Below are 12,787 nucleotides of genomic sequence, written 5' to 3' on the forward strand. Positions count from 1 at the left end.
ACACAAACTTACCGTTCCGTTTCCTTATCCTTTTCTTCCATCTTCCCCCAGATCTCCTCCGGGCTCAGCTTATCAAAACGCCGGAACTGGTAGCCGTCCGTTTTCAAATCAAATCCGCACACACTGTGTACGGGCAATAATCGCACGCCGTTTTCTGGCCGTTTTTGTACGGCGACGCCGCAATGTTTCCATCCAGAATCTCCCGCCCCATATGCTTCATTTTCCGGTTCACATACGCGCCCAGCACACGGAATTTTTCTTCCCCTGCCGCCTGCGAACGCCGCTCAACGATCGCCTCATTTTTAATCGAAACCGGCACAACATCCGAATCCGCCGTCGCCTCCTCGCCCAGCCGGTTATCCAGATGTGCCAGTGCCTCCCGATCGCCGTTTACCAGCCCGTTCATCCGCAGTGCCTTCAAAATATCGGCATTCGTTTCCTCCTCCGACTCCACCGGCTTGCGCTCCACCATCGGATCCTCGATATGATAATAGAAAAGTCCCGCTGGAACCACCGTTTTATCCGGGTATTCCCGCCCGATCTTCTCCATCGCCGCATCCATGTAGACAACCAGCTGCAGCTGCAATCCATAATAAATATCCGTCAGATCAAATTTCGTTTTTCCCGTCTTGTAATCAATGATCTTAAGGTACAGCCGGTCGCCATCCTCGCAGAGATCGATTCGGTCAATCCGCCCGCGCAGATGGATCGCCTCCTCGCTTGAAAGCGGAATCCGCATCGCTTTCAGGTGATCCATCGGTGAAAAACTGACCTCAAACCCGGCTGGCTCAAAATCACCTTTTTTTAGCTGTTCCGTCAGTGCCCAGATCGTCCGATCCGTGATCCGGTATACCTTCCGTTCCAGATACTGGTTCCGGTACGAGCTTCCCAGAATCGCATTACCGTATTCCTCCGTGACCGACGCCACACACTCCGCCACCATTTTCTGGCGGTCTTCCTCCGAAATGCCGGAAAACAGACGATTTTCCTCTTTCATCCGCGTGAAATACATGTCGATCGCCGCATGGAACAGATTTCCGATATCCGACGGGGCAATCTCGTACATCTGCCGTTCCGACAATTCCAGCCCATACGAAAGAAAATGTGCATACGCACACGACGCATACAGCTCCATACGCGTCACACTGCCCCGCAGAATCGGGCTATAGAGCGCCCGCGCCGCCGCCTTCCCGATGCCCGTATCCTGATAGGTATAAAATGCAGCATCCGAGAGCGCCTGCATTTCATCCCGGTACGATTCTGCCTGAATAAAGTATCGGTACAGCGATATAAACTGGTCATTTTCCCCGCTTTTTTCATCCTGCAGTCCCCGAAGCACCCAGCTCATGCCAAGCTCCGGCGACCAGAGCGCTTCCTTCTCTTCCTCCGGCTGTTCCAGACGTTTCTCCGGAAATAATTTAAGCAGCTGCAGCATCAGACTCGAAGGACGCATCGCTTTTCCCTCGGCAGAGGACGCCGCACACGACAGATAGAGATAGTCCGACGGCTTTGTCAGCGCCAGATAGAGATAAAATCGCTGCAAAAAGCTTTCCTCCCGCGCGGTCGGCGCCAATTCTACCTGCATTTCCCGCAGCGCCCGGCGATCCGCCTCCGAAAGGATCCCGCCGCGTCCCGAAACAGACGGCACTATCCCGTCATTGACTCCGGCAAAAAACAACACTTTTATATTGGAAAGACGGGTTCGCGTGATATCGCCGACCACTATCCGGTCCACGACCGCGGGGATCAGTCCTACCTTGATCTCCGCAAAACCGGCGTCCAGAATCTCTGCATACTCCCGCTGTCCCATGATCTCCTCGCCGAGAAGCGCCACAATCCGGTCAAACAGATCCATCACCAGCCCATACACCTGCCCATACTCCTTGGCAAGACTCATATCGCCTACTTCTTCAAACTGCTGCGCCATCGCCGCCAGCTTCTGCTCCATCTCAAATGCTTCGAGAAAATGGACCAGCGCCTCCGTCCGCTCGCGCACCGTTACTTTGCGGTTGGAAAACACCTCCCGAAGCGGCAGAAATGGTGTGACAACCGCCTCGCGGAACTGATTTAACTCATCCAGATTGATAAGCTCAGCCCCCCGGTACACGCGCTCCCATGTGCTGTTCCACCGCTTAAACCCGCGGATTCCAAGCGCAATCACATAATTTTCCGCCTGATAGATCACTTCCGGTGAAAGCCCCGCAAGCGGCATCACCAGCCCTGTTTTCAGGAATCGAAACACCGATTCATAGGAAAAGCCCGATTGCAGCACCTCCAGCGCCGCCCGGATTAGTTCCACCATCGGGTTACTTAAAATATTTTTCTTATAATCAATAAAACACGGGATCTGATTCTTCTCAAACTGCCTCAGAATCTCCGGCGAATATGTCTCCAAGTCGCCGGTAATCACCGCGATCTCCCGGTAACGGATGCCCTCCGATGCCACCAGACGCCGGATTTCTCCGCATAAGAAAGAGATTTCCGCCTGCGGGGTTGCTGCTTCAATTAGACGCAGGCTTTCCCGGCCGTGTTCAGCCGCAGCCCCGCTTTCGTTTCCGCTCCCAGAATGATACACCTTTCCCCTATATCGGAACAATTCATTTTCAATAAATCCCAGTTCCGGACTGTCCTTAAATCTCCACATTGGTTTTTCTTTCAACAAAATATCCTCATCCCGGCTGCATCCGGCAGCTGCAGCACGGTCAATCAGACGGCAGACGGTATGACGGCTCATGTAAAAGAGCTTCTGCTGCACGCTCTCGCGGTACGGGTTGTCCTCCGGATCCATCGTGACCGTCACAATCACCTTCCGGCAGCACCGGAATAAGAGTTCCAGAAGCTCATACTGGATCGGCGTAAAGCCCGTATAGCCATCCAGCGTCACAACGCTGTCGCGGATGAGCTGTGACTGCGGCAGCACCCGGCAGAGAAGGCTTAAAATTTCTTCTTTTACGATCACTTTTTCCTCGGTATACGCCTGGAATGCCCGGTATAAAACCTGCATATCCAGAAGCTTCTGGCGCAGCAGCGGGCTTTTCGTCTCCCCGATCAGCGTCTCCAGCTTTTCCTCCGTGATGCCGTACTGGAAAAACTCAGACAGCATCGATTTGATCTCACTGATAAAGCCCGCCTTGTCCAGATGCCCTCCAAACAGGTGCAGATTTCCCCGGACGCCCGATGAGACGCGCCGCAGAACCATCGATTTTCCCATATCATCCAGCACCGCCAGATTTTCAATCGCTAGTTCCTCAAACACCCGGTATGCCAGACGCTCAAAACTGACAATATCGATATTCATCACGCCATGGTTCGGATGCAGCATCACGATCTCTTTCTGCGTCTGCATCGTAAACTGTTCCGGCACCAGAGCAAAAAAACGTCCGTCCGGCTCTTCCATCGACTGACGGATCAGATTTTCATACAATGTCCGTGTCTTTCCCGAACCGGAACCACCGATTATAAATTGCAATGACATAGTTTTCCCTCTGTCTTTCTGTCTATGTTTTCTGTCAGATACCAAAGCATTTCCGCCCGGATGCATCCCGGATTCCCATTTCTTCCCGGTATTTCGCCACGGTCCGCCGCGACAGCGTGATCCCCGCTTCCGCCAGTTTTTCTGACAACACGCGGTCGCTGAACGGCTTTCTCGGATTTTCCGTTTTGATCAGATGGCGGATTGCCTCCCGCGGATCTCCGCCTGTTTCTATCCGATTCACCACTTCTGCCTGAACCGCCGTTTCTTCCTGATTCGCCGCCTCTTCCCGATCTGCCAGTCTTCCCTTATCCGTCATCCCAAATCCCCCCGCAGCCATGTGTCTTGAAAAGAAATATGACAGCGGAAAGATCCCCCAGCGGCATTGCAGATATTTTTCACGCACTGTCCGGCTCAGCGTCGGCTCGCTGACCCCCAGCGATTTAGCCGCCTGTTTCTGCGTCCACGGAGCCAGTTTTCCACTTCCTTTTGCAAAAAACTCCCCCTGTACGCACAAAATCTCTTCTGCCAGCCGCAACAATGTCTGATTGCGCTTCCCAATGCACTGGCAGACCCATTCAGCCTGTTGGATTTTCCCCTCAATATAGTCCTTTGCCTCCGTCTCGGTATCTTTCTGCTTCATCAATGACAGATAATACGGATTGATGGCAATCTGCGGCAGTGTCTCATCGGAAAGCTGCATTTCAAATCCGTGTTCCGTCTGGGTAATAATTATATCTGGTACGATATATTTATCATAGTTCTCATCCCCATATCCGCTTCCTGGTTTGGGATTCAGCTCCCGGATCCGCGCTGCTGCCAAAAGCACTTCCTCCAGTTTGCAGGAACATGCACGGGCAAGCTGCTTCATCTGGTTTTTCCCAAGAAGATCCAGATGGTTGGAAATGATGCGTGCTGCCAGCATTTCGGTTCGCATCGTTTCATTCTGAACAATATCAATCACCGCGCTGCCGTCCTCTTCCAAGCAAGACAACTGCATCAACAGGCACTCCTTCAGCGACCGCGCCCCGATCCCGCGCGGTTCCAGCCTGCCAAAATTTTTCCAGATACGCTCCCCTTCTGTCTCCTCAATTCCCAGCCCAGCGCAGAGTTCTCCAAAATTCACGCTGAGATATCCGCTTGCATCCAGATTTTTGATCATATAGCGGAATATTTTTTCTTCTCTTTTCGTCAGATGCAGCATACACGCCTGTTCCAGAAGTGATTCCAAAAGCCCCTCCTGGCTCCGTCCCGGCTCTAATCGTCCCGCCTCTTCTTCCTCATCCTGATAATAGGTCTGGTTCTGGCGGTCAAGGCTGGCAAGTTCTTCAAGTCTGCTGATTTTCTCGTTCAGCTCTCCATTTTCTTCCAGCCGTCCGTTCTCCGGCTCCCGCTCTTCCAGATCCACCACTGGATTTTCCAGCGCCATCTCTTCTATGTACTCTTTCAGCTCTATCTGCCCCATCTGAAGAATATTTGCGGATTGTATCATTTTCTGGGACAAGGTCTGTTTGAGCTTTAACTCCTGTTTCAGTTCCATCGTACCACCCCTGAAAAGATGTAAAACGCCCAGATGCCTCGCCGTTTCTGCCTGCGAAGTACCTGGGCGTCCTGTCTTTTGCCTGCCTAATTACTGATCCAGCTCGTCCTCGCCGACCAGCTCATCATATTCCTGCTCGTCCAGAAGCTCGTCAAACGCATCTGCCACGATCTCATACTCATCGTCGTCCTCGATGTTTTCCAGGTTCGGCTGTCCGTTCTCATCCTCGCTGTAACGGTACAGATATACCTCTCCGTCCTCTGCCTCGATGTCATCCATCGGAAGAAGGGCAATATAATCCTTGCCGCCTGCCGGGAAAATCGTCAGAACAACACACTCAATCTCTCTGCCGTCATCCAATGTCAGAGTCACGGTCATCTCCTCGCCGTTGTCGATCTCTTCCTGCGTCATATTCTTATTATCTGCCATATTTTACCTCTTTCTTTTCTATGCCTTTTCTACGTCCCACAAGATCCGTTGGCGGAATCCTGTCTTGACTCCACTGTATCAGAGTATTCTGTAAAAATCAAGACTTGACTTCCTCATTGTCCTCTTCATCTGCCGCCTCGTTACTGTTCACGCATACGTGCCCAGTAACGGAATTTGCCGTGGCTTCGCATTTAAATACGGAAAATTCCTGCTGCCGCCACGTTTTCTTACGGCACTTTCGGTTCCAAAAGTGCCTACCCGTGTACAGTATCGCCGCTTCATTCCGATACGCCGCCATCTATTCCAGCCCCTCATCCGGCACCTGTACGCGCATTCCACGTGCAAATGCCCGGTTTAAGCGGATTGTGTGCCGTGCCAGCGGGTTAAACAGCATATAGATGCAGAATACCGCCTCGATAAATTCGATTGCCGCCGCCGTCACCAGCATGAAAACCAGCGGAAATGGCAGCCACCAGCTCATCTGAAGCAGCGATACGCCGCCCCACACGATACTCGCCCCACGCCCGATCAGCATCAACACCGTAAGCACCGGGCTCTCCCGCAGCATCAGCATATACCAGCCATAAAAAATAAACGGTCCCAAAAGCGTCATGACCGCATTTGTTTTCTCCATTCCATAGACAAATGTCATAATCAGATAAAACAGGCAGTACAGAACCCGCACCCCCGTCAGAATCCGTACCATCCAGTGCAATGCCTCATTCTGCTCCCCGTAACCCGGAAGTGTTTTTTCCATCTGTTTTACCCACATTGCCCATTCCCGCTGCACTGCAGCGTACTCCGGACGATGCTTTCTCTTTATAAATCCCATTCAGAGTCCCCTCTCTAATATTCAATTCCCCGCCGCGCCAGGATTTTCCGGTCAAACGGATGCTTGATTTTTTCCATCTCTGTCACGTAATCAGCCCGCAAAAGCAGCTCCTCCGGCGGTTTCCGCCCCGTCATCACAACCTCCAGCCCCGCTGGTCTGTGATCCAGAAAATCCACTATATCCACCAGCTCCAAAAGTCCCGAAGAAAGAGAAGCGCAGACCTCATCCAACACCAGCAGAACATCGCAGGTTTCATTATTCTGTATTTTCCTGCTTCTTGAATCCTCCGTTTTCCCACACCGCTTCACTGCCTCACGGCACGCTGTCTCAAACATACTTTTATAATAATCCGCTGCCTCCTGCTTCACTTCATCGGTCATTTTCCACGTGAATCCAAATGTTTTTTCACAGGGAATCAACGTCACCTCCGGGAGCCGCTTTAAAATCTCCACCTCCCCAGACTGGTCCGTTTTTAAAAAGCGGGCAGCAACTACCTGTTTTCCCGTTCCTGCCGCCCGGACCGCCAGACCGATCGCCGCCGTCGTCTTTCCTTTTCCATCGCCGCAGTACAGATGTACACATCCCATATATTTTTCCTTTTCTTCCTTATTTATCTCGCTTTTCATCGCACTCATACCAACTATCTTATCATATCAAACTGCCAACCACAATATTTGCCCGATTGAAAATTTACATTGAAATATTTGGCATCTTACTGTTCACGCATACGTGCCCAGTAACGTAAATTTCCCCATATACGCAATCTGGCGGTCTGATCCCAAGGACCAGAACCGCCAGAAAACCAAACTCAATGATTCAATTTTACCAAACTTCTAACTTCAAACTTCTAATTTTCCTATTTGAATGCAGCAACCAGCTCTTCCGCATCCTTATAACCTTGTTTTTTCAATTCCCCGATATACCACTCGGTTACCGGTTCTACAATCGCCTTGAAGGAATCGATATCCAGATCCTCATACGGGATGACCTCGACACCATTCTTGGACTGCCATCTGGAGAGGATCTCATCGTCGCCTGCGCGGTTGATCTCGCGCTCGTACTGAACGGCAAGTTTGCCGCACTCATCGACTACCTCCTGCTGCTCCGGTGTCAGGCTGTCGTAAATATCCTGGTTGATGCAGAAGAACAGGCAGTCATAGTTTGCATTCCACATGGAAACGTATTTCTGTACTTCCTGTACGCTTGCCGCATCAATCGCCGGAAGCGGGTTCTCCTGTCCGTCTACCGTCCCCTGCTGCAATGCCGTGTAAGTCTCGGACCAGTTCATGTTGGTCGCATCTGCGCCCCACAGCTCGTAGCACTTCATCAGAAGGTTTGAACCAGCCACACGCACTTTCAGGTTCTTCATATCTTCCACGGAACGAACCGGGCGCACGCCGTTCGTGAGCTGACGGAAACCATTTTCCGCCATACCCATACAATGCAGGTCATAGGAAGAAAGAATCTCATCCATCTTCTGACCTGCCTCGCCGTCCAGCTTCGCGTCGGCGTCCTCCACTGAATCAAACAGATACGGCAGCGATACCACGTTGAAACGCGGGTCAAATGCCGAATAAATCAGGTTGCTGTGCATCGAAATCTGCACCGGATCTCCGTTCATCAGCGCCTGGATGCCCTCGGACTGGTTTCCACCGGTCAGCTGATCCGCTGCGTAAACATCTACTTTGACCTTGCCTCCCGTTGCCTGATCCATCAGCTCGCCAAACTTGCGTCCTGCCTGTGCCCAGGTACTGGTTTCTGTCGTGGAACACGTAAAGTTCCAGGTCATTTCCGGCCAGTTTAGGTCACTGTGATCTTCCACCTGATAGGTCGAAGAATTTTCAATGCCCGCCGTCTTAACTGCACTAGCCGCATTTTCAGTAAAGGTGTTTACCAGATCCTCTGCATCATCAAAGCCCTGGGTTTTCAGTTCTCCGATAAACCATTCCGTTACCGGCTCAGCTGCTTTCTTAAAGGATTCGATGTCGAGATCCTCATATTTCAGCACCTCCACACCGTTCTTAGTCTGCCAGCGATCCAGAATCTCCTCATCGCCTGCACGGTTGATCTCACGCTCGTAAGCAACTGCCTTACGGCCTGCCTCATCAACAACCGCCTGCTGCTCCGGTGTCAGGCTGTCATACAGCTTCTGATTGATGCAGAAGAACAGGCAGTCATAGTTTGCGTTCCACAGGGAAACATATTTCTGTACTTCCTGTACACTCGCCGCATCAATCGCCGGAAGCGGGTTCTCCTGCCCGTCTACCGTGCCCTGCTGCAGCGCCGTATACGTCTCGGACCAGTTCATATTGGTCGCATCTGCGCCCCACAGCTCATAGCACTTCATCAGAAGGTTCGAACCAGCCACACGCAGCTTCAGGTTCTTCAAATCTTCCACGGAACGAACCGGATGTTCACTGTTGGTCAGCTGACGGAAACCATTCTCCGCCATACCCATACAATGCAGGCCATAGCTTTCCAGGAGCTCAACCAGCTTGTCGCCCGCCGGACCATCTAAGACTGCATCCGCTGTCTCAACAGAATCAAACAGATACGGCAGTGATACAACATTGAACCGCGGGTCAAATGCCGAATAAATCAGGTTGCTGTGCATCGAAATCTGCACCGGATCGCCGTTCATCAGTGCCTGGATGCCCTCAGACTGGTTTCCACCGGTCAGCTGATCGGCTGCGTAAACATCTACTTTGACCTTGCCGCCGGTCGCCTGCTCCATGAGCTCGCCAAACTTGCGTCCCGCCTGTGCCCAGGTGCTTGTCTCGGTTGTGGAACACGTAAAGTTCCAGGTCATATCCGCCCAATCCAGATCGCTGTAATCGCCGATCGTGTTGAAATCGTCATTGTCTGTCTGGGTGGTTCCGCTGTCGCCTCCGGCTGTCTCGCCATTTTCAATGGCTGCCGCACTTCCCAGTGCCGCCGGCAGACAGGTCGAAATCTGCGGAATATAAGTAATTATCAGTAAAACAACAATGGAAGCGGCTACCATCGGAACGACTGCCCTGGAAATCTCCTGCAGCGTTACGCGGATACCGTCTCTTAATTTGATGCCGATCGCGACAAACAGGTTGACACCGACCGGAGGTGTTACCTGACCAATTGCCAGGTTGACCGTTGCCATGATACCAAATGCGATCACGTTGTAGCCCAGTGCCTTGCAGACCGGCAACATGATCGGGATGAAAATGTACATCGCAGAATTTGCATCAATAAAGCAGCCCGCGATCAGGAAAATAATGTTACAAATCAGCAAGAAAGTAAACTGGTTGCCTGCCACTCTTGCTAACAGTTCGGAAGCAGCCGTCGAAATACCGAAACGGGTGCAGACAAAGGAGAACAGCGACGCACACGCTACGATCAGCATGATGCCGCCGGTGGTCTTTGCCGAATCAATCAGAATTTCCCACAGGTCTTTAAATTTTACTTCCTTATAAATAATCATACCGACAAACAGACCGTACACAACGGATACGGCTGCCGCCTCGGTCGGTGTAAAGATGCCTCCGTAGATACCGCCCAGAATAATGACCGGCATCAAAAATCCCCAGAATGCATCCTTAAATGCGTTCCAGCGCTCTTTTGCGGATGCTTTCTCTACGTTGGACGGCACGACATGATTGCGGCGTACCTCCAGCATAACGACAACTACCAGAGCCAGACCCATCAGGATACCCGGAATGATGCCTGCCATAAACATATCTCCGATGGAAACACCTGTGATCGACGCGTATACGACAAACGCGATACTCGGCGGGATGACGATCGCGATGGAACTGGAAGTTGCCATCAATGCCGTCGAGAAGGCTGCGGAGAAACCGCCCCGCTCTATCATCGCCGGAATCAGGACCGCACCCAGGGCCGCTACCGTCGCCGGACCGGAACCGGAGATCGCGCCGAAGAAGCAGGCTACGATGATACACACATTCGCAATGCCGCCTTTTCTGTGACCGACACAGGTGTCAACGAAACGGATCAGGCGCGTGGAAATCCCCGCCTTCGCCATGATATTTCCGGATAATACGAAAAACGGAATCGCCAGCAGCAGGAATTTACTGATGCCGGAGTAAATATTCGTCGCTACAATCGTTAAAGAAGTACCGGAATACAGGATCGCCGCCGCGGAAGAAAGTCCCAGACAGACGGAGATCGGCACATTCAGCACCAATAATACGAAAAAGGTAATAAAAAGAACTGCGCTAACCATTTATTTGTCCTCCTTTTTCGTACACTCATCGAGACAGAACTCGATAAAATGAAGAATCATGCACGCCGAACCGATCGGTACAAAGGACCAGAAGATCCACTCCGGCCAGTTCAGCACAAAGGTACGTTTCTGGTTCGCAAGCTGCGCCAGTACCTTGTCCATGCCATAGTAAAATAAGATTCCCATAAAGAGAACCGAAAAGATCGTAATCAGAATCACAACCGGCTTCTTTGCTGATTTCGGCAGACGCTCTGTTACCAGATTTAAGCCTACCAATCCGCCCTCACGCGCAGACAGCGCCGCGCCAAGCAGCGTAATTAATACGAAAATGGCAACAACCAGCTCCTCTGTAAAGGACCAGGACTGGTGAATCACCTTACGGGAAAATACATTTCCCACCGTCAGTACAAGGATCAGGAGCATCGTGACTACCAGCACGGTTTTCTCAACCATCGCCACAATATCCATCAGCTTTTTATATCCATTCATACTGCGCTCTCCTCCTAAAATAAGTATCTCATTTTTCCACATTTCTGTCGGCTGTACGCATTCATCTGAACGTTTTTGTGTCATAGGACACAATTTCCTAAGGCATAAAAAAACGCCCCCAGATAATAGGGACGAATGAAGTGCCAGATTTCTGCTAAATGTTCTGTTTTTCTCGGAAAACACGCAAACATATGCAGCACCAAACAAACAAACGCTGCTCCCGCTTGTGCGGGATTCGTACAAAAACAGTGACCGCCGCGCCCTTGCTCTCAGTCAATCGAGGCATGAACGGTTCCGTTTTCATATGGAACTATATCAAACTAAAATTAAATATTGCTGATATGGAATATATTCTACACTTTTTTAATAAATACGTCAACCATTTTTATAGACTACGGTCTATTTTATAAAAGCCACATAAAAATAGCATAAAAGAAATAAAATTCTTTTCCCTCAACCTATTGATGATTTGATTTTTCTATACTATAATAAACATCATACGCTTTAAAGTGCGAAAATCTTTTAGACAATACAGGAGGATAAAACTCATGGGATTTGAATATGTCAGCAAGCTGCCGACCCCGGACGAGATTCGTGCACAGTTTCCACTGGCACCGGAGCTGGCCGCAGAAAAAGCTCGAAAGGACGCTGCTATCCGTGACGTCTTTACAGGCGACAGCGACAAGTTTCTTGTCATCATTGGTCCGTGCTCTGCTGACCGGGAAGATGCGGTTATTGATTATGTAAACCGTCTTGCCAAGGTACAGGAGAAAGTGAAGGACAAACTGATTCTGGTTCCTAGAATCTATACCAACAAACCTAGAACAACCGGTGACGGCTATAAGGGACTTTTACACCAGCCAAATCCGGAAGGTAAGCCAAACTTATACCAGGGTCTGATCGCGATTCGCAAACTTCACATGCGTGTGATCGAAGAAACCGGCTTCTCGACCGCAGACGAGATGCTATACCCGGAGAACCTGACCTACCTTTCCGACGTTATGTCCTATGTTGCAGTCGGCGCACGTTCCGTTGAGAACCAGCAGCACCGCCTCGTTGCCAGCGGCATCGACGTACCGGTCGGCATGAAGAATCCGACCAGCGGCGCACTCTCCGTCATGCTGAACGCCGTACACGCAGCACAGCACGGTCATGAGTTCATCTACGCAGCTGGGAAGTAAAGACACAGGGCAACCCGCTGACCCACACCATCCTGCGTGGTGCTGTCAACAAGCATGACCAGTGCCTGCCGAACTACCACTACGAAGACCTGAAGCTGCTCTTAGACCTCTACAACGAGCGTGATCTGAAGAATCCGGCCTGCATCATCGATGCAAACCACTCCAACTCCAACAAAAAATACATGGAGCAGATCCGTATCGTCAAGGAAGTACTCCACAGCCGTCGTCACTCCGACGATATCCGTAATTTCGTCAAAGGCGTCATGATCGAAAGCTACATCGAACCAGGCAACCAGAAAGTTGGCGAACACATCTACGGAAAATCCATCACCGACCCGTGTCTGGGATGGGATGATTCCGAGCGTCTGCTGTATGAAATGGCTGAAGGATTGTAAAATATAGAAATATGCAGAAAAAAAGTCCGGTGGAAAAGCTCCGCCGGACTTTTTTCGTTAGGAATTCGGATTTCAAAAAGGTTAAAGGATTAAATCTTTTGTATCATGCATTTATTATGGTTATAGTATATCATGCCTATCTCCAAAATGTTTGTATTCTCTTTAAATAAATTATGAAGAAATTCTTAAGATTCACCATTTCGATGCAATAAAAATCCGATTTGCTGCAT

General features: G+C 50.6%; 7 protein-coding genes and 1 pseudogene. 1 reads left to right on the forward strand and 7 read right to left on the reverse strand.

Annotated elements, in window-relative coordinates:
* Positions 1–103: 103 nt before the first annotated feature.
* The 7 genes from DWX91_RS03490 to DWX91_RS03525 form a co-directional block, all read right to left on the reverse strand.
* Entirely contained in the window at positions 104–3,475 is a 3,372-nt protein-coding gene (locus DWX91_RS03490; protein WP_412693821.1) for a PD-(D/E)XK nuclease family protein, read from the reverse strand.
* A gap of 34 nt (positions 3,476–3,509) precedes the next feature.
* The gene (gene rpoN / locus DWX91_RS03495; protein ID WP_118472091.1) at positions 3,510–5,012 is read right to left on the reverse strand and encodes an RNA polymerase factor sigma-54; all 1,503 of its coding nucleotides are present in this window, start codon (positions 5,010–5,012) and stop codon (positions 3,510–3,512) included.
* A 90-nt stretch (positions 5,013–5,102) separates the two neighbouring features.
* On the reverse strand, positions 5,103–5,441 hold the full coding sequence (locus tag DWX91_RS03500; protein ID WP_022358993.1) for a DUF1292 domain-containing protein: 339 nt from the start codon (positions 5,439–5,441) through the stop codon (positions 5,103–5,105).
* Positions 5,442–5,739: 298 nt separating this feature from the next.
* Positions 5,740–6,273, reverse strand: a complete 534-nt coding sequence (locus DWX91_RS03510) for a hypothetical protein (protein WP_118467928.1) — start codon at positions 6,271–6,273, stop codon at positions 5,740–5,742.
* A 14-nt stretch (positions 6,274–6,287) separates the two neighbouring features.
* On the reverse strand, positions 6,288–6,908 hold the full coding sequence (locus DWX91_RS03515) for a cob(I)yrinic acid a,c-diamide adenosyltransferase (protein ID WP_333489812.1): 621 nt from the start codon (positions 6,906–6,908) through the stop codon (positions 6,288–6,290).
* A 221-nt stretch (positions 6,909–7,129) separates the two neighbouring features.
* Complete coding sequence (locus DWX91_RS03520) at positions 7,130–10,492, reverse strand: TRAP transporter large permease subunit (protein ID WP_118472093.1); 3,363 nt, start codon at positions 10,490–10,492, stop codon at positions 7,130–7,132.
* A complete protein-coding gene (locus DWX91_RS03525; protein WP_117796365.1) occupies positions 10,493–10,981 on the reverse strand; it encodes a TRAP transporter small permease in 489 nt (162 codons plus the stop codon).
* 548 nt (positions 10,982–11,529) lie between these two features.
* On the opposite strand from DWX91_RS03525, the pseudogene DWX91_RS03530 reads away from it, so the two are divergent.
* A pseudogene (locus DWX91_RS03530) lies at positions 11,530–12,557 on the forward strand (3-deoxy-7-phosphoheptulonate synthase).
* Positions 12,558–12,787 lie beyond the last annotated feature (230 nt).

Origin of the sequence: Clostridium sp. AF22-10, from assembly GCF_003478725.1 — a bacterium.
GTDB classification, from domain to species: Bacteria; Bacillota; Clostridia; order Lachnospirales; family Lachnospiraceae; genus Otoolea; species Otoolea fessa.

What these genes read in the sequence shown, in the direction of transcription:
- DWX91_RS03490 (WP_412693821.1), bottom strand. Translation starts at nt 3,475, where the DNA reads ATGTCATTGCAATTTATAATCGGTGGTTCCGGTTCGGGAAAGACACGG.
- rpoN (WP_118472091.1), bottom strand. Translation starts at nt 5,012, where the DNA reads ATGGAACTGAAACAGGAGTTAAAGCTCAAACAGACCTTGTCCCAGAAA.
- DWX91_RS03500 (WP_022358993.1), bottom strand. Translation starts at nt 5,441, where the DNA reads ATGGCAGATAATAAGAATATGACGCAGGAAGAGATCGACAACGGCGAG.
- DWX91_RS03510 (WP_118467928.1), bottom strand. Translation starts at nt 6,273, where the DNA reads ATGGGATTTATAAAGAGAAAGCATCGTCCGGAGTACGCTGCAGTGCAG.
- DWX91_RS03515 (WP_333489812.1), bottom strand. Translation starts at nt 6,908, where the DNA reads ATGAGTGCGATGAAAAGCGAGATAAATAAGGAAGAAAAGGAAAAATAT.
- DWX91_RS03520 (WP_118472093.1), bottom strand. Translation starts at nt 10,492, where the DNA reads ATGGTTAGCGCAGTTCTTTTTATTACCTTTTTCGTATTATTGGTGCTG.
- DWX91_RS03525 (WP_117796365.1), bottom strand. Translation starts at nt 10,981, where the DNA reads ATGAATGGATATAAAAAGCTGATGGATATTGTGGCGATGGTTGAGAAA.